At 57.4% G+C, this 22306-nt stretch carries 22 protein-coding genes and 1 pseudogene; 9 read left to right on the top strand and 14 right to left on the bottom strand.

Features of this window, described 5'->3' with window-relative positions; translation table 11 throughout:
• Positions 1-80 precede the first annotated feature (80 nt).
• Positions 81-1055, top strand: a complete 975-nt coding sequence (locus tag AC0V61_RS00970) for a hypothetical protein (protein ID WP_486155386.1) — start codon at positions 81-83, stop codon at positions 1053-1055.
• Positions 1056-1208: 153 nt separating this feature from the next.
• Positions 1209-2141 (top strand): hypothetical protein, encoded by a 933-nt coding sequence (locus AC0V61_RS00975; RefSeq protein WP_486155388.1) that lies wholly within the window; start codon positions 1209-1211, stop codon positions 2139-2141.
• On the opposite strand, the gene miaB is transcribed toward AC0V61_RS00975, so the two are convergent.
• From miaB to AC0V61_RS00990, 3 genes are all read right to left on the bottom strand, one after another.
• On the bottom strand, positions 2138-3475 hold the full coding sequence (miaB, locus tag AC0V61_RS00980; RefSeq protein ID WP_486155389.1) for a tRNA (N6-isopentenyl adenosine(37)-C2)-methylthiotransferase MiaB: 1338 nt from the start codon (positions 3473-3475) through the stop codon (positions 2138-2140). The two genes, AC0V61_RS00975 and miaB, sit on opposite strands and share 4 nt — an antisense overlap.
• Positions 3476-3586: 111 nt before the next feature.
• Complete coding sequence (locus AC0V61_RS00985; protein ID WP_486155390.1) at positions 3587-4513, bottom strand: hypothetical protein; 927 nt, start codon at positions 4511-4513, stop codon at positions 3587-3589.
• Positions 4514-4601: 88 nt separating this feature from the next.
• Complete coding sequence (locus AC0V61_RS00990) at positions 4602-5063, bottom strand: peptidylprolyl isomerase (protein ID WP_486155391.1); 462 nt, start codon at positions 5061-5063, stop codon at positions 4602-4604.
• A 227-nt stretch (positions 5064-5290) separates the two neighbouring features.
• Between AC0V61_RS00990 and mgtE the strand changes: the two genes are divergently transcribed.
• A complete protein-coding gene (mgtE, locus tag AC0V61_RS00995) occupies positions 5291-6736 on the top strand; it encodes a magnesium transporter (RefSeq protein ID WP_486155392.1) in 1446 nt (481 codons plus the stop codon).
• A gap of 75 nt (positions 6737-6811) precedes the next feature.
• A complete protein-coding gene (locus AC0V61_RS01000) occupies positions 6812-7204 on the top strand; it encodes a DUF1489 family protein (protein ID WP_486155393.1) in 393 nt (130 codons plus the stop codon).
• Between the two features lie 4 nt (positions 7205-7208).
• On the opposite strand, the gene AC0V61_RS01005 is transcribed toward AC0V61_RS01000, so the two are convergent.
• The 8 genes from AC0V61_RS01005 to AC0V61_RS01040 form a co-directional block, all read right to left on the bottom strand.
• The gene (locus AC0V61_RS01005; RefSeq protein ID WP_486155395.1) at positions 7209-7727 is read right to left on the bottom strand and encodes a YdeI/OmpD-associated family protein; all 519 of its coding nucleotides are present in this window, start codon (positions 7725-7727) and stop codon (positions 7209-7211) included.
• A complete protein-coding gene (locus AC0V61_RS01010) occupies positions 7728-8495 on the bottom strand; it encodes a cytochrome b/b6 domain-containing protein (protein ID WP_486155396.1) in 768 nt (255 codons plus the stop codon).
• Positions 8467-8976, bottom strand: coding sequence for a c-type cytochrome (locus AC0V61_RS01015; RefSeq protein ID WP_486155397.1), 510 nt, complete (start codon positions 8974-8976; stop codon positions 8467-8469). The genes AC0V61_RS01010 and AC0V61_RS01015 overlap by 29 nt, the downstream gene beginning before the upstream one ends.
• Before the next feature lie 74 nt (positions 8977-9050).
• On the bottom strand, positions 9051-9950 hold the full coding sequence (locus AC0V61_RS01020) for a DUF1295 domain-containing protein (RefSeq protein ID WP_486155398.1): 900 nt from the start codon (positions 9948-9950) through the stop codon (positions 9051-9053).
• A gap of 12 nt (positions 9951-9962) precedes the next feature.
• On the bottom strand, positions 9963-10775 hold the full coding sequence (locus AC0V61_RS01025) for an SDR family NAD(P)-dependent oxidoreductase (RefSeq protein WP_486155399.1): 813 nt from the start codon (positions 10773-10775) through the stop codon (positions 9963-9965).
• A gap of 31 nt (positions 10776-10806) precedes the next feature.
• On the bottom strand, positions 10807-11508 hold the full coding sequence (locus AC0V61_RS01030; RefSeq protein WP_486155400.1) for a DsbA family oxidoreductase: 702 nt from the start codon (positions 11506-11508) through the stop codon (positions 10807-10809).
• Positions 11505-12425, bottom strand: a complete 921-nt coding sequence (gene nudC, locus AC0V61_RS01035) for an NAD(+) diphosphatase (protein ID WP_486155401.1) — start codon at positions 12423-12425, stop codon at positions 11505-11507. Before nudC ends, AC0V61_RS01030 begins: the two co-directional genes overlap by 4 nt.
• Entirely contained in the window at positions 12425-13747 is a 1323-nt protein-coding gene (locus AC0V61_RS01040) for a serine hydrolase domain-containing protein (protein WP_486155402.1), read from the bottom strand. The genes nudC and AC0V61_RS01040 overlap by 1 nt, the downstream gene beginning before the upstream one ends.
• A 178-nt stretch (positions 13748-13925) precedes the next feature.
• Between AC0V61_RS01040 and AC0V61_RS01045 the strand changes: the two genes are divergently transcribed.
• Positions 13926-14147, top strand: coding sequence for a hypothetical protein (locus AC0V61_RS01045; protein ID WP_486155403.1), 222 nt, complete (start codon positions 13926-13928; stop codon positions 14145-14147).
• 9 nt (positions 14148-14156) lie between these two features.
• On the opposite strand, the gene AC0V61_RS01050 is transcribed toward AC0V61_RS01045, so the two are convergent.
• Positions 14157-15194, bottom strand: coding sequence for an A/G-specific adenine glycosylase (locus AC0V61_RS01050; protein ID WP_486155404.1), 1038 nt, complete (start codon positions 15192-15194; stop codon positions 14157-14159).
• A 14-nt stretch (positions 15195-15208) separates the two neighbouring features.
• Between AC0V61_RS01050 and AC0V61_RS01055 the strand changes: the two genes are divergently transcribed.
• The 4 genes and pseudogenes from AC0V61_RS01055 to AC0V61_RS01070 all read left to right on the top strand — a co-directional run bounded on the left by AC0V61_RS01055 (position 15209) and on the right by AC0V61_RS01070 (position 20944).
• A complete protein-coding gene (locus tag AC0V61_RS01055) occupies positions 15209-15787 on the top strand; it encodes a DUF721 domain-containing protein (RefSeq protein WP_486155405.1) in 579 nt (192 codons plus the stop codon).
• Between the two features lie 3 nt (positions 15788-15790).
• A complete protein-coding gene (locus AC0V61_RS01060; protein WP_486155406.1) occupies positions 15791-16561 on the top strand; it encodes a DsbA family protein in 771 nt (256 codons plus the stop codon).
• Between the two features lie 170 nt (positions 16562-16731).
• Entirely contained in the window at positions 16732-17484 is a 753-nt protein-coding gene (locus AC0V61_RS01065) for a thioredoxin domain-containing protein (protein WP_486155408.1), read from the top strand.
• Positions 17485-17519: 35 nt separating this feature from the next.
• Positions 17520-20944, top strand: a pseudogene (locus AC0V61_RS01070) (AAA family ATPase).
• 26 nt (positions 20945-20970) lie between these two features.
• Here the strand turns inward: AC0V61_RS01070 and AC0V61_RS01075 are convergent.
• Together AC0V61_RS01075 and AC0V61_RS01080 are read right to left on the bottom strand one after the other, a co-directional pair.
• Entirely contained in the window at positions 20971-21828 is an 858-nt protein-coding gene (locus tag AC0V61_RS01075; protein ID WP_486155409.1) for a hypothetical protein, read from the bottom strand.
• 9 nt (positions 21829-21837) lie between these two features.
• Positions 21838-22290: a MerR family transcriptional regulator gene (locus AC0V61_RS01080; RefSeq protein ID WP_486155410.1), complete on the bottom strand. Its 453-nt coding sequence runs from the start codon at positions 22288-22290 to the stop codon at positions 21838-21840.
• Positions 22291-22306: the final 16 nt, after the last annotated feature.

A 22306-nucleotide genomic window follows, 5' to 3' on the forward strand; every position in this document is an offset into this window, starting at 1 on the left:
AATGGCCGGTGGAAAGTCATCTATAGTTCATAAATCGAAGTATAGCTTTTGTAACGGAGGTGCCAGCAGGAGAGATGACGATGGCTTCAATTTCCCTTATTTTGGCGACGGCAACTGCCACAATCTCTTTCCAAGCCGGCCAAGCTCCTGCGCCCGAAGAGGTGCAAGCACCCACGGTGCAAGGCACGCAAGAAACCGCGGTGTCCCAAACACAATCCCCGCCTCAAACCACCGATGACGACACCATCATTGTTGAAGCGCCGCTAACCGAACGCGAGCGCCGCAGTGAGCTTCGCCATATGGCGCAGGACATTTTAGAAAAGCCCCGCTTCACACAGGCCGTTGGCACATATTCTGAACCGATGTGCCCAAGGGTCTTTGGCCTTCCAGAAGAGGCCGCCAAGGTGATTGAGAAGCGCATGCGCGAAAACGCAGTCGCTTTTGGTCTTAATCACGAGAACTTTCCCGAGGGGTGCAAACACAATACCTCTGTTATCTTTGTGCCCACGGACCAAGGCGAGGCAAGCACGTGGCTCAACTATGATTCTGATGCGCTGGATCACTTACTAAGCTTTGAGCGCATGCGCGTGCTTACGGAAGAAGGCCCAGTGCGCGCTTGGCGATATCGCAAGAAAAGGGCCATCGGCCCGGTCAATGTGCCAACCTCAAACGGGATTGGAAACGATCGCCTCGCCTTTTCAAGGGCCACCCAAAAGGACTTTTACGCAACACGTCTGCAACGTGCGCCCAACCCTCTTGGTGGAGCAGCGGTTTTGATCGAATTGGAAGCAGCAGACGGTAAAACGCTAACCCAGCTGGCCGACTATGCAAGCATGCGCACGTTTGGAAACAGCAAAGGCATATCTCCCGACGCGGTGCCAGCGGCCCCGACAATTCTGACCCTGTTTCAGGAAGGCGATGAGGCTCCCGAGGAGCTGACCTCTTTCGACAAATCGCTTCTCACAATGCTTTACGAAACCCCATCACGCGCAAGTCGGACACGCTTTTATGGTAACATTGCAAGCCGCGCTGTTCGGCTTGAAGAGGAAGAGTAAGCCCTGAGCGCGAGGGCAATACGATAGGCCCCCGCAATTTCCCCTAATCGGCCATCTGTCTACCTACAATTGCCGTTGATCGAAGATTGGGAGCAATTTCGGCTCTCTTTCGTTTGATAGGCCAACCCCGCAATTAACAAGGTGATCATTCCTGTGCGTCGACTTCTTTTAGCCTCAAGCGCCGCGCTTTTGAGCGCTGTAAGCCTGCCACTCTATGCGCAGGACACCTCGTCCACCGATATAGCAGCCACTCAGTCTGATCAGACTGACCCCTCCATCATCGTTAAGGGTGACCTTGAGAACGACGAAAGAGTGAGCGAACAGGTGCGACGCGTTGGCCGCGCGATTACTCGGCCACAGCGTTCCGGCAAGCCCGCTGCAAGGCTTGTTGCACCCTTGTGTGTCATGGTCTCAGGCATGCCAGATGATTTCGCCGCGGTCGTTAAAGAGCGGATCGAAGACAATGCCCGGCAGTTGCGAGGCATGAAGATCAATGAAAAGGCAGATTGCGACCCCAACGCATTTCTGGGCTTCCTTAACAATGTGACCGATGCTGTGAAGCAGCTTGAGGATGATGAGCCATGGCTCTTTGAAGGGCTAAAAAGCTTTGACATCGAACGCATTTATGCAGGCTCTTCGGCGGTGCGCTCTTGGCATCGGTTCGACCGCCGCAATATCGATGGCTCGGCTCTTCCTGGTGAGCGACAAGTCGGAAGAGGCGCTGGCCAGTTTGTCAACCAGACCGAAGTGGCAACCCGGCTTAACAAAGATCGGATCAACATTGTGGGCGCCGTGGTTCTGGTCGAGACAGGCGCGCTGAAAGAAAAGACTCTTCGTCAGATCGCCGATTATGCGACCATTCGTTTGCTCGCCTCGGTTAGCGATGATGTGAAGAACGAGCCGGGCACGCCTCAAACCATCCTCACCCTCTTCAACGAGGAATTCGCCCCTGCATCTATAACAGATTTCGACGTGGCGTATCTCGAGTCGCTTTATGAGCTGCCCGCAAACACACGCGATGGTACGGTTATCGCAGCGGCTGTGAAGCGGTTTAACGACCGCCAGAACGCGGCGCCGGGCGGCTAAATCAGCTCACCTCTGATTGAATTGGGGCCCGCCTCGACAAGCTTGACCTTGATAAGGTCACCGATCTCAGCAGTGCGCCCCTCTTCTTCGGCAAACCACACACTGGTGAGCCAAGGCGACTTACCGAGCCATTGCCCGGGAAGCTTGCCTTTGCGCTCAACCAGAATGTCGCAGGTTTTGCCCTCTAGCGCGTCATTAAAGGCGCGCTGATCACGGTTGAGGCGCGCTTGGAGACGCTGCAGGCGGTCGTCCATAACGTCCTTGGCGATTTGATTGTCCAAGGTGGCAGCAGGCGTGCCGGGGCGCGGTGAGTATTTGAAGCTGAACGCTTGGGAATAACGCACCTCGTCAATGACGCTGAGGGTGTCCTGAAATTCCTCTTCGGTCTCACCAGGGAAGCCCACGATAAAATCACCCGAAAGCGCAATATCAGGCCGCGCCTCGCGGAAACGTTCGAGGAGCTTCAAATAACTTTCGGCTGTGTGCGCACGGTTCATGGCTTTGAGCACCCGGTCATTGCCCGACTGCACCGGCAAATGGAGATAAGGCATCAGCTTATCGACCTCGCCGTGGGCTGCTACAAGATCGTCTTCCATGTCGTTGGGGTGGCTTGTGGTATAGCGGATACGCTCCAACCCATCGAGCTTTGCGATAGCGCGGATGAGCCCTGCAAGCCCAACATCCCTACCCACTTCATCTTCGCCCGCCCAAGCATTGACGTTCTGTCCCAGCAACGTGATTTCACGCGCGCCTGCTTCGATCAGTTTGCAAGCCTCGCCGATTAAATCACTGAAAGGCCGCGAAATTTCCGCGCCGCGTGTGTATGGCACCACGCAATAGGTGCAGAATTTGTCGCAACCCTCTTGGACCGTCAGAAACGCCGTTGGAGAGCGCCGCTTGCGTGCTGGCAAAGCGCCAAACTTGGCAATCGCGGGCATATCGGTGTCGGTCGCCCGTCCGCCTTCGACGGCTTTATCGAGCATATCGGGCAAACGGTGATAGGCCTGCGGACCCACCACCATGGAGACCGCCGGCGCGCGCGCCATGATCTCTTCGCCCTCAGCCTGAGCGACGCATCCCGCCACCGCAATCATCGGCGCTTTCTTTTGCGTCTTGCCTTTGGTCAGCCGCCCAATATCGGAATAAATCTTCTCCGCCGCCTTCTCGCGAATATGGCATGTGTTGAGCACGACCAAGTCCGCATCCTCGCCCTCAGGCGCCGCCGACAGACCTTTTTCGTCGAGAAGCTCGCCCATACGCTCGCCATCATAGACGTTCATCTGACAGCCGAAGGACTTGACCCTGTAGGTCTTAGGGGGATTTTGCGGTTTCATGATGCGGAGCGCTTTAGCGATCTGGCGCAATAATGCCAAGCTGTGTGATCTCCTGCGAAAGCAGGAGCCCATCATCAAAGGCCGGAGATGGATTCCAGCTTTCGCAGGAAATCACTTCGGCTCATCCTTCTCGGGCCGCGATTGGTGAACGCATGGAACGCTCTCACGGTAGCCCACGCCGGGATGCCCTTCAGTATCGCGCCTGCATTCCACCATGGGCCGCTCAATCCCTTGCGCCTCAGCGAAATCGAACGCGTCCTTATCCGAGTACGCCGCGATCCACGTCAGGCAATCGGCAAGCAGGCGAATGCTGTGTTTGGTGATGCTATTGCGCCCTGGCCTGCAATTGATGGTGTAAACCTCGGCAGCGGGCGCAGACTTAAACTTGGCAAAGCGCCGCAGCAGCTCTCCGCGCTCGTTAAAGACGGTGCGCTGCACATCGTTCGACATGGCATCACCCCCGTAAAAAGGCGAGGTGTTGAACATAAAGGCGCGCACTTCTGGGTTGGCAACAGAGACTTCGGTCGCCAGCGCCCCGCCCAGCGAATGGCCCGTCACCACCCAAGGCACGCTATCGTCGAACCGCGCAGCTTCTGCCGCAAAGGCATCAACCGCGAGTTCAATCTGATCATTGCGCAAGGAGCCGTAGAAGATATCGGAAAACCCGTCGAAATCCGTACCTCTGAAGGCAAGGATGCGGGCGATGGGCTGGCGGTTCTCATCATCCGAAGTTCCGGGCGCAAACTGATTGAACAGCTCATAGCCAAAGCCCTTATCCGCCGCCTCCTCATCAATCGGAAGCGCTTCTATCGGCTCCAGCATCGCAGGCGGCGCGGTGTAGAGGTCGCTATCCCCCACATATGCTTGCAGCGAGGCGATGGCGTAAGGATAGGCATCCACTGCCCCCTCTCGCACAAAAGAGCACCACCCACCCGGCTCCATCCGGCAGGGCGAGCGCGATTGGGAGATATCGGGGAATGTGGTGCAGGCGGAGAGGGTGAGCAAAAGCATCACTAGGATAGATCGAGAGATAACCATCAATTCTCGCGCACGCCCATACCAAAACCGCTCACCCTGAAAATTATCAGAGCAAGCGGTTTTTGAAATTTTCCTGATGAATGTGGGTTTAAGCCACAGTCGCCTTCACAATCTTGCCCGGTGCCGCAGGTGGCTCACCCTTTGGCAGCGCGTGGACGTGTTCCATGCCGCTCTCAACATTGCCCCAGACAGTGTATTGGCCATCGAGGAAGCCAGCGTCGTCGATGCAGATGAAGAATTGTGAGTTCGCGCTGTCGGGGTTTTGCGCGCGGGCCATAGAGCAAGTGCCTTCGACGTGCGGGGCCGCGTTGAACTCAGCCTTGAGGTCAGGCTTTTCTGAGCCGCCCATGCCGGTGCCGGTTGGGTCGCCGCCTTGCGCCATAAAGCCGTCGATCACGCGGTGGAACACTACGCCATCGTAGAAGCCTTCGCTTGCAAGCTCAGTGATGCGCTCAACGTGACCCGGAGCCAAGTCTGGGCGCAGTTTGATGACAACGTCCTTTGGTGAGCCATCGCCGGTATCGAGCGTGAAAGTGAGTGTGTCGGCCATTCTTAATCTCCAAAAATACTACCACCGTTCGCCCTGAGCTTGTCGAAGGGTGATTTGCGGCGGGGTTCGTACTTCGACAGGCTCAGCACGAACGCAATAAACGAAATTCTTGGTAGGCTCTTTAGCAGGTGATGCGCCCCTGTCACCCTTCAGCTGTCACCCATCAGCTGTCACCTATCTGCTGTCACCCGGTTGCTTTTCAGCTTGGCACAACTAAACCCGCCCCCATGGTCGATCCCACAAACCTCGATGATGTGCGCCTTGCCACGGATGTGGAGGAAATGGTGCGCCCCGATGACCGGATCGATGATGAGCGTCACGATGAGGAAAACCGGCTTAAACGCTCCTACGTAAGTTCCGTGCGCGATGCCCTGGATGAAGGCGACACGGGCGCGGTTTATGAGCTGGTGGAACCGCTCCACCCTGCCGACATTGCCGACCTTATCGAGCTAACCGAGGAAGAGGACCGCTCCGACCTCGCCACCGCGATCACTGACCTTATGACGCCTGAAGTCGTCGCAGAGCTCAACGATCACGTGCGCGAATTGATGATGGAGGACCTCGCCCCAGAGGACGTTGCCACCATCACTGAGCAGATGGAGACCGATGACGCGGTCCAATTGCTCGAAGACCTCGACGAGGACGACCAAAAAGCGATCATCGCCGAGTTGGAGCCTGAGACACAGGCCGCGGTCACAAGCGCGCTTTCCTATCCAGAGGAGACCGCAGGACGCTTGATGAACCGCCACTTTATGGCGGTGCCAGAGCATCTGACGGTCGGCGATCTTATCGATTACCTTCGCAAAGAGGGCGATTTGGAGCATGATTTCTGGGAAGTCTTCGTGGTCGATGCCTCGCATCATCCTGTGGGCACTTGCGCGCTCAATTGGATTTTGACGACGCCGCGCTCGATCAAACTCACCGATCTGATGAAGCGCGACCAGACCCTGATCCCGGTAACCACCGATCAGGAAGAAGTCGCGCTTATGTTCCAGAAATATGCGCTGATCTCGGCAGCTGTCGTTGATGAAAGCGGGCGGCTCGTGGGCCAGATGACCGTCGATGACGTCGTGCACATCATCTCTGAAGAGGCGGGCGAGGACGCACTGTTGCTCTCGGGTGCAGGCGACGGCGACATTAACGAGCCGATCCGCGAAGCCTATTCCAGCCGCGTGCGCTGGCTTGTGGCGAACCTTGGAACGGCAGTGATAGCGTCTGCTATCATCGCCTTCTTTGGCGCTGCGATTGAGCAATTGGTGGCGCTCGCGGTGCTCATGCCGATTGTGGCGAGCATTGGCGGCAATGCAGGCACACAGACGATGGCCGTGGCCGTTCGCGCGATTGCAACCAATCAGCTGACGCGCGCCAACACCTGGCGTATCGTCTGGCGCGAATTGCGCGTGGCATTGCTCAACGGCGCGACCGTCGCGGTCCTTATCGGCATTGCTGCGGGGCTTCTATTCGGGCCATCCATGGGCGTTGTTATTGCGGTAGCCATGGTGATCAATATAGCCATTTCAGGCCTTGCAGGGGTGTTGGTCCCCGTCGCGTTTGAGCGCATGGGTCAGGACCCCGCTGTGGCTTCCAGCGTATTTGTCACCATGATCACCGACAGCATGGGTTTCTTCGCCTTTTTGGGGCTAGCAGTGGCAGCGGGTCTCGCGCCGCTATAAATCGGGACGCGCGGATGTGGGGATTGCTCATGGCGAGCACTGGAAACTATTGCCGCAATCTCTAGTTTACTTTTCATGCCCCTTCACCTCACGAAAATCGCTTATGGTGCACAAAGCTATGCTGAGCTTGAAAGCTGGTATCGCGGAAACACGCGCGCGCCCTATCTCACCACCAAATATCGCCCCACCAAATGGGAGCAGTGCATTGGTGGCTCACTCTATTGGATCCACCAACACTCCATCGTGGCGCGCTCGGAGATCATAGGGTTTTCGCAAACTGACAGCGGGCGCTGGCTCATTGAGATGAAACCAGAACTCGTCCGGGTTGAGCCCCGCCCGAAGCGCGCGCACCAGGGCTGGCGCTATCTCAAAGGCGAACCGCCACGTGATCTTGGCGCTGATGAGGATATCGGCGATGCTCTGCCCGGTAAGCTTGCCGCAAAGCTTGAGCGGTTGGGTCTGGTCTGAGCCTTTACGGCCTTGCGCCCTTGCGCCAAGCGCGAAGATCAGCGCCGAAGTGCATCAAAGCTTCAAGTGCTTCAGCAACCCGCTTTGACCGCGTCTTATCCGTTTTCGCAGATACTACATGCTGGGCTAACATGCGCTTTTTGCCCGGCGTAAGGCGCTCCCAAGCCTCAAGCGCTGCCTCATCTGCATTTAGCGCCACGTCCAATGCATCGGGCACGTCAACGTGGGACTGGTCTGCGATCTTGAACCGCATCTCCACCATATCGCCTAGCCCCACATCGGCCTGTTTGAGAACATTTGGCGCCACGATCACGTAGGATCGCCCATCCCCGGTTGGCATAAAGGCATTTGCGATGGGGATATCGGCAATCTCCCCTTCCACGCGAAGGCGCGGAAACTCATCGAAGGGCAGCTGCGCTTTCAATTCCTGCGGAAGCATGAGAACATTGTACCAAATGACGCGCGACTTGCCGACGCCAAACCGCTCAATCGGTGCCTCAAAGGTGTAGGCATAGATCGACATTTATGTCAGCGGCGGCGCGCCAGAATAAATCCAGAATGCGATCCCAGCAGACACGGCAAGCGCTCCCAGCGCCCTGCCCCATCTGGCGTCTGAATTGTCCTCAACACCCAGCGCTTTGTCGCCCTTGCCGCCGACCATGGGGCCAATGAGGTTTTGCGCTTGGAATGCGCCGTAAAGGCCAACAGCGGTGATGTGCAGGCCAATCATGCCGAAGACGACGTAGTAAAACCACTCGTGCGTATCGGTGAGGAAGTCGGCTGTGCTCACTCCAACCAGCGGGTTCAAAGGCCCAGTCGCGCCGTCAAACGGGTCGCCTGCGAAGAGCCCCATGGTGACCTGTGCGAGGGCGAACCCTAGAAGCGCCAATACGGCAAGCGCGCCCAGAGGCGTGTGGCCTTTGTGTTCTTTGTGCGGAAATTCCCCGCGAAGGTATCCCAAGACCGCGCTCGGCCCTTTCACAAAGCTCGTAAAGCGCGCCGTGTCGGTGCCGATCACGCCCCAAATGAGGCGAAAGATGATCAGCGCCAACAACACATGCCCCAGCCGCATATGCCAACCCCATTGCGAGTTATCGGCAGTGATATACATCGCGGGCAAAAGGAGAGCGAATGACCAGTGCGTCAAACGCACCGGCCAATCCCAAATCTTTACCTCGTGAGTCCTTGGAGCAGGTGGAGCCTCGCTCGGCGTCTCCTCAAAAGGCTCCTCAATTGAACTGGGCTCCCCCTGCTCGGTCGCATCAATCATCATCAACGCGGTATTTGTCATGGCATGCCTTACAGGCGTTGAGGCCAAGGTTGCCCACCTGCCCTTGCACAGCCTCTGCATCGCCGGTTTCAGCAGCGGCCATCATATCTGCGCTTGCGGCTACGGCTTGCTCGATTGTTTTAGCATAGCCTTCGGGGTCTTCCCAAATGGAGGCAAGAGCTTCGGTGTCATAGCCTGCTTCCATGCTTGTGCCCTCAGGGAACAGATCGGGCAGACGCTGAAGACGCTCGTTGATATCCGCTGCTGCCGGAGTGATGACGGCAAAATCAGGCGCATCGGTTTCAAGCTGTTCGCGGATCGCTTTGAAGCTGTCACCGATGGCTTTGAAGTTTTCCTGGCGCTGCTCAATTTCAGCAGGCGCATCGCCAGCGGGCGCAGCAGCTCCCTCTTCGCCAGTATCGGTCGCCTCTCCGCCACAAGCGGCAAGCAAGGCAAAAGCAGACAGAGCGGCGAAAACAGGAACGGGGGATTTGCGGGCCATAAGGCTCTCCTTAATCAATGACGATCCCCGGATGAGGGGTCTAACGTAGTCTTGCGATTGCGCAAAGTGTGTTTTCAATTGGAGGGCGGCTTTGGGAAAAGCGCAGGCGTGTTTTCACGATATTCCTGATAGTCTGGATCATCGCCCCAGCGTTCCTTCGCCTGTGCATCTTGCAGATTGATCCCGCTGATCCGAGTGAGAAGAACATAGACGAAAATGGGCGAAATGACCACCAACCACGATAGGCCGGAGAGCACTGGGATAGCGATCACGAGAATGCCGAACCACAAGGTGATTTCGCCGAAATAATTGGGGTGGCGACACCAACGCCAAAGGCCCACATTGATAAATTTTCCCTTGTTTGCAGGGTCATTTTTGAAGCTGGATTTCTGCGCATCGGCAACGCTTTCGAAGATAAAGCCAAGCAGCCATATCGCTGTACCTACAAAGAAAAACACGCCAATGGGGACACGCGTCTGAGATGTTATGATGGCAACCGCTGCAGAGGCCGTTAGGATCACCCAAAGCCCTTGTAGCGTCCACGCGACGAGGAAGCGCGCGGGGTTCACGCGGATTTTCTCAAACCGGCTGTCCGCACCGCCCGCTGCATGAATGCGTTTGTATAGGAACGTGCCAAGGCGAATGCACCAGATGGCGACCATTCCAGCCACGACCATGCTGCGAGTGTCGAGGTCACCGTGGTGCCCAATCGCCGCGTACACCGCAAAAGCTGTCACAGTGAGGTACGTGATAGCGCCAATTGTGTCATAGAACTTGTCGCTTTGCGCGGCGGCAGAGGGCACGAATGCCACCCAATTGATCACTAGCGCGAGCCAACCTGCCAGATACATTGAGGGATAGCCTGCAAATTCGACGCTGCCGCTTCCCGCGAACCCAGAAAATGCGACGGCGATGACGGTCACCACCGCCACCACGATTAAGCTCTTGGCCGAGGCCCCCTTTTTCTCGCTCATCAACTACCCCTGTTATTTTCTCTTTTCTTGTGCGGCTTTTGTAGCCCGTTCAAACATCAATCGGACGTCGTATTTCTCATCATCTTCGATCGACGTCGCATAAGTTTCATAACTAGCGCTCAACTCGTCCATCCGTTCCGCGATGCGCACCTGATTGTATCCATGGCTGACCACAAAACGGCGGCGTGCAAGGATTTGAGGCAGGATGATGTCGATGTAATCTTCAACCGGGAGGGCTTGGCGCATGGCTTTCTCCGGACCAATGCCAGTGAAGACCCAGCCCGGAATGATTGTGCCAAGGTGCACATGGGCGGGCAGATCCTCGCGCATGCTTTCCGTGATACCGAGCACCGCGTGCTTCGCACCAATATAAGCCGCTGTTTGAGGGAAGGCGGGAAACAGGCTGTTCTCGCTCCCTGTGTTGTACATTGCGCAGTCAGTACCTTGCTCAATCAAACGAGGCGCAAAAGCACGGCAGCAATTCCACACACCCCAGAAATTGATATCGAAATGCGCCCGCGCCGCGTCAGGATCGACTTCCCAAAGCTTGCCATGAGGGCCGCCAACGCCTGCGTTGTTGAAGATCAGTTCGACCCTGTCTGTCGCTCCAAACGCAACTTCGGCAAGCGCCTCGACTTGGGCGAGATCGGACACATCACATGGGTAGGTGTCGAACCCTTCCCCCTTCAACGCATCAAGCTTTTCGCTTGGCAGATCAGCAATGAGCACGCCCATCCCGCGGTCCGCCAAACCTCTTGCCAGCCCAAGGCCGATGCCGCTTGCCCCGCCTGTTATGACAGCTGATTGTGGTTGAAATTCGCTCATGTGCCCCTCTCCCCTTGGGCAGCTTAGCCTCTTAGTTTGCCGCCCCGCTCTGAGCCCGCATCTTTTCGACCACTCGCCTCAACACATTCACATAAGTTTCAGGGCTTTGCGCCCCTGGAACTAGGAATTTTTGGTCGATGATCATCGCAGGAACGCCCGAGATATTGCGGTCCCATGCCGATTGCTCTTCAGCCGCCACACGCGCCTCAAGCGTTTCGTCATCAATCGCGGCTTTGGCAGCCTCGCGGTGAAGACCAACGCCAGCGGCTATATCGAGCAACACCTCGCGATCAGAAAGGTCTTGGCGCTCGTTAAAATGCGCTTTGAAGAAGGCGAGCTTAAGCTGTGTTTGCACCTCAGGCCCCATCGTATCCAGCGCCAGCGCCAAAAGCTTATGACAATCGCGCGTGTTCCACATCATCGGTGTGGGTGCGGGGTCCTCATCGCCTTCATAACTCAGCGAAACGCCCGCTTGCTCTGCGATTGCCTTCATCTGCCCTCGCACTTTCGCGCCTTCTTCGGCAGAGCGACCATATTTGCGCTGGAGGTGCGCCTCTTGCTCTTCGCCAGATTTCGACATGTCGGGATTGAGCTCAAACGGACGCCACCGGATTTCCGCCTCAATCTCGCCTTCAAGTTCGCCAAGCGCCTTTTGCAATTGGCCATATCCAATCGCGCACCATGGGCACATCACGTCGGAGAAGATATCGATAGTGAGTTTTTCAGCGGTCATGCGTCTTTCTCCAGCCACCATTGCATCAAATTATGCGCAATCGCATGGGGCGGCGGCGCGTGAAAAGGCCCCTCGCCTTTCAATGAACTCGCCACATCCTCGCGGGCAAACCATTTGACCTCTGCCATTTCGGTCTCATCAATGGTGAGCGCGTCGTCGTCGGCATAGGAATGGCAAGCAATCATAAGCTGGCTCGGAAAAGGCCAAGGCTGGCTTGCCACATACTCGACATCGCGCACACGCACGCCTGCCTCTTCGAAGACCTCGCGGGCGACCGCCTCTTCGATAGTTTCGCCCGGTTCAACAAAGCCTGCGAGTGCGGAGAACCGCCCCTCAGGCCAGTTCTTACCGCGCCCCAGCATGAGTTTACCTTCATACTCGGCGAGCATAATCGTAACTGGATCAGTGCGCGGAAAATGCTGAGCGCCACAGCCTCCTTGGTCTTCTGGCAAGCAATTGCGCTGCCAACCACCCTTGGCGATCTTTGTAGCTGCGCCGCATTGGGCGCAGTGACGGTGGCGCGCGTGCCAATCGATGAGGCTCCGTGCTCCGCCATAAAGCGCAAGATCGCCCGGATGCAGGTTCGCCATAAGCGCCCACAAACGCGGGTTTGCCATGCGCGGGGCGGCATCGCCCTTGGCTGGAACGGCTGCAAAGCACGCCTTCTCGCCGCCTTCGCTCCGATCAAGACCGAGGAACACCAGCTCCGCATCCTCTGGCGCGTCGGCTAGCGTGCCCCATGCAAGACGGCCCGCATCATCAAGCAGCGGCATAAGTTGATCGAGCAGAAGGAACTTCGCCTTCCAATTCATCAACCCGCCCAAAGCGTCCTTGTCAGCGCGAATATTGTCCGCCCGGTCAAGCGGCGAACCGGCAAAAGACACCTGCCCTTTGAAGCGCCCCATTTCTTTACCCATTAAGCGGCTTTCTTGGCGCGCATAGCTGCAGTGTCAGCCTCAAGCGCTGCAAGATACTCGTCGCGGATCGGGTAGGCTTCGGTGGGCATATACTGCGTAAAGAGGCACGCGCGAAGGCCAAGCTTGAAGTCTACAGCCGCAAGCGTACCTGCCGCTCCGCCCCAACCAAATGTGCCATTGACGCTGCGCCCGCCAGCACCGTGACCTTGGCCTTCCATCCATGTGCCAGCAAGGTCGGTCCCTTCGGGGAAAAGGTTAGAGACGCCTTTGCGCACTGCGGCCTCGCTCATCACCCGTTTGTCACCAAGTTTGCCGTAGCCCAGCAGCATGCGCAGGAAGCGGTCATAGTCTTTGGGTGACGAAACCAATCCAGCACCGCCGGTTGGGAATGGCCCTTTCTCCAGGTAAATTGAACTAGCCCCCGGATCGATCGGGAAGGCGTTTCCGTTCAAAATGCCGTAATTGTCGGTGAGGCGCGCTGCATTTTCAGGCGATACAAAGAACGCAGTGCTATCCATTCCGCAAGGATCAAAAATCCGCTCTTTCAGGAATGCGTCAAACGCTTGCCCGCTAGCCACCTCGATGACACGTCCAAGCAGATCAAGGCTCATCGAGTAACTGAATTTGGTGCCCGGTTGAAGGACAAGCGGGAATTTGGCGAGGCCATCGGCAAATGCCTCCAAACTGCTAACAGCATCACCGCGGAAAAGGCCGGGGATCGGAAGCTTCGTCACGCGGCCCGCAACCAGCCCTGCGTTGTTATACGCCTCAACAATCGGACCCTTTTGAATGATGCCATAGCCAATACCTGCCGTATGCGTCAGCAAATGCCGCACGGTGATGGGGGTCTTGGCAGGCTCCAGATTGTCTTCAGTGATGGCACCATCATAGTCAACTTGGACCATCATGTCTTTATAGGCAGGCAGGTACTCATAGATCGGCTGATCAAGACCAAGCTTACCTTCGTCGATCAAGATCATCGCCGCCATGCCGGTGACCGGCTTGGTCATTGAATAGATGCGATAGAGCGTGTTTTCATCGACCTCCACATCAGAGTTCAGAGCCAGAGTGCCTCCGCCCACGTGGTGTGCATGATCTTGCTGCCCCCAGCCAAATGTGAGGTACATCTGTGCAACTTTGCGCTCATCGATGTATTTCTTTGCCAGCGCTGCGACATTGGGCCAGCTGTTTTCAACATTGTGCGCAAGCAATTGGCTGCCCAGCGGTAACGAGGCGAACGATGCACCAAGCGCGGCATATGCGCTCCCCCGAAAAAGCGAGCGGCGCGAAAGGATGGGGTCTGCGAAATTGCGGTAAGCCAAGAATATCTCTCCGAAGGGCGCAAGGAACCCCTGCGCTGTTGGCTATCTTTTGGGGGAGCGCAGCTGAACCGTCAATTACGTTGTCGTAAGAGACTTGGGTCAAAAGAGACTTGGGCGAAAGGAGACTTGGACCAAAAAAAGGCTTGAAGTGCTTTAGTGTGATACCTATGTAACACACATGGGTAACATACTTGCATACATTTTCGGCCTCATCAGCCTCGTGATCGTCATCCCTTCGGTCATCCCGTTCTTGGGATGGGGCAATTGGCTGGCTATGCCGCTGATTGTGATTGGGATCATCTTTGGCGCGCTGTCATCGAGTGACGGGGGCCGCAATTTCTGTTTGGTCGTATTCCTGATCGCGGCCGTTCGCTTGGCCTTGGGCGGCGGATTTTTCTAAGACCTAGGCCTAAACTTGCGCTCGCGCTAACCTTGCGGCTTTTGCGAAGAGAGTTGGAAGACCGGCTTCTTCGATTGTGTCGATAGGCCACCATTCGCCCTCACCCTGAGGCATTTCGGTCCCGCTGATCGCAACCACTTCAAGCGTCAAATGCGCGTGAGTAAAGGTGTGCCGTACAGCGCCTAGGCTTTTGGCCTCTGCACCCAGCGGTGCATTGCCGTTTCCATCTTTCCTCGCACTCCAGCCATCATCGGGAAGGCTGCGCATCCCGCCCAGCATTCCTGTTCCGGGGCGTTTAATGAGCCAGACCCTACCATCTCGCTCAATCCAAAAAGCCCGGCCACACCGCTCAGGCTTTGCCTTTTTCGGCGGTTTCACCGGAAGGCGCTCGGGCTCGCCTGCTTTGCGTCCTTCGCACATCGCAGACACCGGACACAGCAAGCAGCGCGGCGCTTTGTTGGTGCAAACTTGCGAGCCCAGATCCATCATGCTTTGCGCAAAATCGCCCGCACGCAAGTCGGGAGTGATTGTGTCAGCTTTCTCGCGGATTGCCTTGCGCGAGCCCGGAAGTGGCTCTTCAATGTTGAACAGGCGCGAGACCACCCGCTCCACATTTGCATCGACCACCACGGCCCGTTTGCCAAAGGCGATGCTGGCAATCGCAGCTGCTGTGTAAGCGCCCAATCCCGGCAGTTTAAGCAGCTCCGCCTCTGTTTCGGGAAAGCCGCCAAGCTTCGCCACTTCCCGCGCGCATTTCACCAGATTGCGCGCACGGCTGTAATATCCAAGGCCCGCCCAAGCTGCCATGACGTCTTCATCGCTTGCTTTGGCCAAATCGAAGACGGCGGGCCATATTCCGATGAACTTTGCAAAGTATGGCTTCACCGCTGCAACCGTTGTTTGCTGCAACATGACTTCAGACAACCACACCCTGTACGGATAGGCTTGGTCGCTTGGCCGGGCCTCTCCTGGCGGGATACGCCAAGGAAGAACCCGCGCATGGGCATCATACCAGTCCAAAAGCGTGGATGAGATGGTAGCGGTCACCGCGCGCCTATGGCATGAGCGTTGGCGAGATGGGAAGTGACACCGACAAGAAGCCCCCAAGAAAGGGCAATGCTGGAAAGGGACGCCCAAAGAAAGCGGGGCAGCGATACACGCGCCCGCGCGGACTGGGCGCAAAAGCCATCGGCGACCTTATGCCCGATGTGGGCCGAACCGCGTTCCGGCGCTTTGGCTTTGTGCAAAGTTCAGTAGTCACTCGCTGGCCCGAAATTGTGGGTCCCACTCACGCGCTGATCTGCGCACCAGAGGCGATCCGTTTCCCTCCCGGTGAAAAATCGGAAGGTATCTTGCAACTTGTGGTAAAGCCCGCACACGCGCCGCTGATCCAACAGGTGCTGCCTGAAATCATCGAGCGGGTGAACCGCTTCTTTGGCTACAAGGCCGTGGCGCGCGCTAAAATCCGGCAAGGCGAGGTTAAGCCGCCATCGGGCAGTGACCGCCCGAAACCGCCGCCATCGCTTAAACCCATTCCGATGGAATTGGGCGATAGCCTGCGCGATATTGGGGACCCAGAGCTTCGCACCGTGCTTGAATCGCTGGCGCGCAGCCTGGGTGAAGAAGAGAAAGACGACTAGGATATGATCAGTCTTAAGCGGGCCGCTTTATTGGCAGCGAGCGCTATGGGTTTGACATTGGCGGGCAGTGCTCTTGCACAAGACTCCTCAAGCCAGGAAAACCAACTCAAGGACCCGCCATCGGCTTTCATGGCCGACAGGCGCAAGGCCTCTTGGCACGCAGAGGTTCAAAAGACCGAGCGCGGCTATATGATCGGCAACCCGAATGCTGAGGCCTCGTTAATCGAGTGGATCAGTTACACCTGCGGCCATTGTGCGACTTTTGCGCGTGAAGGCGAAGGCGCGATGGATTTGGCCTTGCTTGCGCCGGGCCATATGAATGTTGAGGTTCGCCCAGTCATCCGCAATTCGATCGACCTCGTCGTCTCAATGCTCGTCCAATGCGGGGCTGAAGATGACTTCAAAAACCGCCACCGCATGTATCTGATGCAGCAGGCCAAATGGATGGAGAAGCTGCAAAATGCCCCGCAAAGCCAGCTCGCCGCTTGGTCAAGGGGCGACAAAGCCACTCGCATCAGCGTCGCTTCAGCGCTTGATCTTGACGATATGCTCGCCAATCGCGGCGTATCGCGCATGGAAATCACAAGCTGCCTAAGTGATGATGCAGTAGCGCAAAAACTCGTCCAAAACGGCGCTGCGGATAAGGAAGAATTCGCTGTTCCCGGCACGCCCAGCTTCGCGCTTGATGGTGAACTTCTCAATCAGGTTCATTCATGGGGCGCGCTTTATCCGGTGATCGCTGAGCGCTTCAGACCTGACAACTCCTCTCAATAGGAGCGATTTTTTCGCGTCTTCTCAATTAAATCCGGGTGGATTTTCACGTAGTTTCACTTATCCATCCGTGTAATGCACCGTTTTTGCACAGGCCGCCGCTTTGGCACCCTTCCCGACCACGGGACCATACGTATAGTCTTTTTGCTTAGATCAGAGGATTCTTAACAACCATGACCGCGTTTCGCAGCTCTATAAAATTGGCCATCGCCGCCCCTCTTGCACTTGCTCTTGCCGCCTGCGGCTCAGATGCTTCCGATGGCGACCTTGAAGGCGACGTCATTGCATCGATCGATGCGCCTGAAGGAACGCAGTGGCTCGACACTGTGACAGTGAGCGAAGATGGCCAAGGCTTCATAGTCGGCAATCCGGATGCTCCACTAAAGCTCACCGAATACGCGTCCCACACCTGTTCCGCCTGCGCTTTCTTTGCGCAGAATGGCAAGGAGCCGCTTAAGGAATACGTCAAAACGGGTGTGGTCAGCTTTGAGCAGCGCGAGGTGTTTTTGAACCCTTATGATGCTGTCATCGCAACGATGGTTCAATGCGGTGCGCCCTCGCAAGTGCAAGCTTTGTCGGACGAGTTCTGGCAAAACTTCGACAGCGCAATGAACACGCTGCAAGCCAACCCAGCCGGCGTTCAGGCGGCAGGACAACTTCCTGCAGAACAAAGGTTTATCGCTTTGGCGCAGGCGACCGGACTTATCGACTTTTTCGCAGCTCGCGGCATTTCCGCTGATCAGGCGCGCACATGTCTGGCAGATGTTGAGAAAATCCAAGCAATGGACGAGCTTGTGAAAGCGCGCGCTGCTGAAGTGCCCGTTACCGGCACCCCTACCTTTGTGCTCAACGGTCGCAAGTTGGACGCTCTGCAATGGGACGATGTTGAAGCAGCACTCCAACGCGCCGGTGCACGAGAAGAATAACTCCAAAGAGCAAGAGGAACACTCAAGCAGCGCTTATGCAGATCAGTCGGCTTAAAGTTTCAGGCTTCAAAAGCTTTGTCGAGCCGGCTGAACTGCGCATTGAACCGGGCCTCACAGGGGTCGTGGGTCCCAATGGTTGTGGCAAGTCCAATGTCTTGGAAGCGATCCGCTGGGTCATGGGGGAAACCTCGGCGAAGTCCATGCGCTCAGGGGGCATGGAAGATGTGATCTTCGCAGGCACGGATGCGCGCCCGGCACGCGCCTTTGCCGAAGTGGTTTTGCACGCCACCGATGATCAGGGTGAAGAGCTGGTCGTGACCCGCCGAATTGAGCGCGGTGCTGGCTCTGCCTACCGCGTCAATGGCCGCGATGTGCGCGCCAAAGACGTGGCACTGACATTTGCAGATGCCGCGACAGGCGCGCACTCGCCTGCTTTGGTTAGCCAGGGTAAGATCGCTCAGGTGATTGCTGCCAAACCTGCCGAACGACGCATGATGCTGGAGGAGGCGGCCGGGATTGCGGGCCTTCATGTCCGGCGTAAGGATGCAGAGAGCAAGCTGCGCTCAACGGAAAAGAATTTGGAGCGGCTCGAGGACCTGATGGCGGGTCTTGATGCGCAAATGGCAACCTTGCGACGTCAGGCAAAACAGGCTGAACGCTACACCAAACTGACCGAGCAAATTCAGCACGCCGAAGCGCGGGTGGTGTTCGCCCGTTGGCGCGATGCAGCCTACGCCGCCAAAGAAGCACGCGCCGCGGCCCAAGGGGCAGAAGACCGTGTAACGCTGGCACAGGCCACCGCAGCAGAAGCACAAAAGCAGCAGGCACAAGCGGCAACCACATTGGCAGCGGCGCGAGAAGAGCTCGCAGATCGGCGCGATGATGCAAGCGCGCATGGCCACCGCATGGCGGCCTTGTCAGAGAAACTGGAAGCAGCAGAGCAACGCCTCAAAGATCTTAACCGCCAACGCAATCGCCTTGAGGAAGACCGCAAGGACGCCGACCGTCTGACAAAGGATGCAGCTGAGGCTCTCACCCGCCTTGAACGCGAGGTTGAAACATCGCGAGCGGCGGTCGAAAAGGCCGATGGCGAGCGCCCTGCCCTTGCCAATCGCAGCGAGGACGCCGAACGCGCCAGCCGAACGGCGGAATTGGCATTGGCCAAAGCGACAGCGGACCACGCAGGCGTCGAGGCGGAATGGCGCGTTGCGCAAGCCGCGATCAGCCAAGCGCAAGCTCGCCTCGAAAGAGTGGAGCGCGAAGGTGAGCGGATCGCCGCCATGCGTTCAAACCTCGAAAATGGCGAGGATATCGAAGCGGCTGTAGATGATGCTAAGCAAGCGGCCGAGGATGCAGCAAAGGACGTCGCCCGTCTGCGCACCCGGCTTGAAGAAGAGCGGCAGCGCAAAGGCGAACTGCAGACGGCGCGCGATGATACGGCGACTGCACTGGCGAGTGCTAAAGCAGAATTGGCAGGGGTCGAGCGCGAATACACCGCTTTGGTGCGCGACCGCGACGCGCGGGCGAAACGTGAAAAGGGCCGCCAGGGCCTCCCTGCAGCGCTTGATAAAGTCCAGATTGCAAAAGGTTATGAACGTGCAATTGCAGCTGTGCTGGGCCGGGATGCGAAGTCACCTTTAGGGTTGCCGCCGGACAATCCAGATGGCCGTTTTTGGACTGGCGGCGCGGATGGGCCTTCGCCGGTTGCCGACAATCTGCTCGATCATATCACCGAATGCCCGGAGGAATTGCGCGCGCGTTTGTCGCTGGTCCATGTTGCCGAGCGCGACGATGATCGCCCGCTTGGCCCAGGCGAATGGCTCGTCACCAAAGCGGGGCATCTTCGCCGCTGGGACGGATTTGTTGCTCGCGGCGAAGGCTCAGCAGAAGCGGCGCGGCTGGAGGCGGCCAACCGGTTGACCGAGCTCGAAACCAAGCTGCCGCCTTTGCGTGAGGCTTTAGACAAAGCGACCACTGCAGAGACTTCGGCGCGCGAGGAGCTGTCCGCTTTGCAGGCCGGGCTCATTGCTCAGGAACGCGAACTGGCGAGGGTAATAGACGCCGAGCGCGGCGCATTGCGCGCCCTTGATCAAGCTGAAGCTGCGCGCGAACGCAATGCTGCAAGGCTTGAAGAATTGGCCGCGTCCAGCGCCGACCTTGAAGAACAGCTGACCTCAGCCAAAAGCGAAGTCACCGCCGCGCAAGAGGCCCGCTCAGCCCTCCCCTCGCCCGACACAGGCCGCGCCGCGTTGGAGGCAGCGCGGGCCAAGCATGAAGCGGCCAAATCGGGCGTGCAGGCCGCGATGGCTGAACTCGCAGCGCACGATCAAGGACTTGCAGTCGCCCGTGAAAGACTGGCGGCACAGCAGGCGGACAAGAACAACTGGGAGGCCCGCTCTGGTGAGGCGACCAAGCGCGTGGCCGATGCCAATTACCGCCTCGAAGAAATAGAAGAAGAGCGAAATGTCGTCGCGGCAAAACCGGCCTCGCTCATGCAGGAAATCGAGCAAGGCGACATTATTGCTAAGCGACTATCAGAGGAATTGACCAAAGCGCAGGCCGAAATGGACCGCTGCCAAGGCGCTATTGCCGAAGTAGAGCGACAGCTTGCGACCGCGCAAGAGGCGCTGGCGGTCGCGCGCGAAGGCCGTGCAACTCTGGCGGCGCGGGCCGAAAACGAGGAGGCGCGTCAGGCAGAAATGGCGCGTATCTCCGGCGAGAAGTTCCAATGCCCGCCCCCTTGCTCGCAGAGCGTTTTGAGTTTGACGAGGAAAGCGTCGAACCTGCGTCCACCGAAAGCGCAGAAATGGAGCGTCTCACCGCCAGCCGTGAACGCATCGGTCCTGTGAACCTCGTTGCTGCTGAAGAATTGGCGCGGATTGAAGAAGAAGCGGGCGCCAGCGCGTCCGAACAGGCAGAACTGACTGAGGCGGTCGGCCGCCTTCGCGCCTCAATCGGCAACCTCAACCGCGAAGGTCGTGAGCGTTTGCGCGCAGCCTTTGAGGAAGTGGATGGGCATTTCAGAGTGCTGTTCACTAGGCTTTTCCAAGGCGGTAAGGCGCATTTGGCCCTGGTTGATAGTGACGATCCGCTTGAAGCAGGCCTTGAGATTTACGCGCAGCCTCCGGGCAAGAAATTACAAAGCCTCTCGCTTCTTTCAGGCGGCGAACAGGCATTGACGGCGACTGCTTTAATCTTTGGCCTGTTTCTTACCAACCCAGCCCCAATCTGCGTCCTCGATGAGGTCGATGCGCCGCTGGATGATGCCAATGTTGAGCGGTTTTGCGACTTGCTGGAATCCATGGTTGAGACCACCAAAACCCGCTATCTCATCGTCACTCACAATGCCGTCACCATGAGCCGGATGCACCGTCTGTTCGGCGTCACTATGGCGGAAAAAGGTGTCTCGCGGCTTGTGAGCGTGGACCTTGGCGAAGCGGAATTGATGGCGGCAGAGTAAATCCTCCCGGCCCAAAAGTCAGCGCCTCAGCTTTCGGAATAACGCAGGAGCATCCACTTTTTGCCGTGCAATGCGTCGGTAAGGCGGTCGTGCGCATCGCTGGGCGCGCCGTCATAGAGCTTCGCGATATCCAAAGCCAAGGCGCGGGCCTGATAGCGCTCCAGAGGCGCGTCGCTAAGAAAACCGAGATTGCTTGCGCCCACTCCAAACAGTCTCACCGCGTGATTCTCTTCAAAATGCTTCGCTACCGCAAAGGACTGCATCGGCGTCCAATCGCCCATAAAATATCCATTAGGAAGCGCTGCCAGGGCATCCGAAGCTCGGCTCACCGGTACGAACTGAAAGTGAAATTCGCGCACCAAATCGGGGCCTAGCGCCGTGTCAGGATCATTGATCAACGCATCGGGAAACACCGGGCTTTCCGGATCCCCACCCTTCCAATTCAGCACGCCGCACGCATCATCGAACAAAGTGTCTGCACAAAGCGTGTGAAGGTTGTTGAGCCGAATGGGCAATTCCGCTTCAGTGGTCAGATATCCAAGGTGCTCCCCATCCTCGAAGCATTCAGCAGGCAGGCCGGAGAGGTCGTGTCCGTCTGTATTATCGAGCCGATGCGTCGAGGTTGCATGGAAAGAGGTATAGATCGCCTGTGCCGGGTTATCGAGCGTGACGAGTATGCGCTTGTCGGGATGCTCCATCTGCAGGCGTGTGTAGGTCTCGCACAGCACCTCGAAGCTGCCCAGATTTTCGCCCATCACCCCGTTGCAAATGAGATCGTGAAAGCGCTTTTTGCCCGCCTGCTCAAACGGCGTAATCCGCGTGGGTACTGGCTCAAATGGGGGCTTTTTTGCAGGTTTGCGCTTACCAAAACCAAACAGGGCCATGCGCGGGCGTTATGCCTCAATCGCGCGGGCCAGCCGAGCGCGGATTTGCTTTAGCTTTGCAATGCTTTCGGCAAGATCAGGACCATTAGCAGGCTCAGTCGGCGGGCTTGATTCAGCCTTAGGCTTGGCCGGTGTGGGCACATAATCCTCACCATCACGTCGGTCGAATTCGCGGCGTTCAGCTTTGCGACGTTCAGCACCCGAGACACCGCTTGCGCGCAGAACCGCTTCTGCACCTTTGAGCGTATAGCCCTCTTGGTTTACAAGCTGATCAATCGCCTCAACCATTTCAATGTCCGTTGGACGGTAAAGCCGCCGTCCGCCACTGCGTTTCATGGGTTTAAGCAGCGAAAACTGCTGTTCCCAGTACCGCAGGACGTGCGGCTTTATATTCAGCGCCTCGCTGACTTCGCCAATCGTACGAAAGGCGCTCTTCGCTTTTCCATCTGCGAAATCAACCATGGGAAACGCCCGCTAT

The sequence above is a fragment of the Erythrobacter sp. JB1-4 genome (assembly GCF_057365025.1).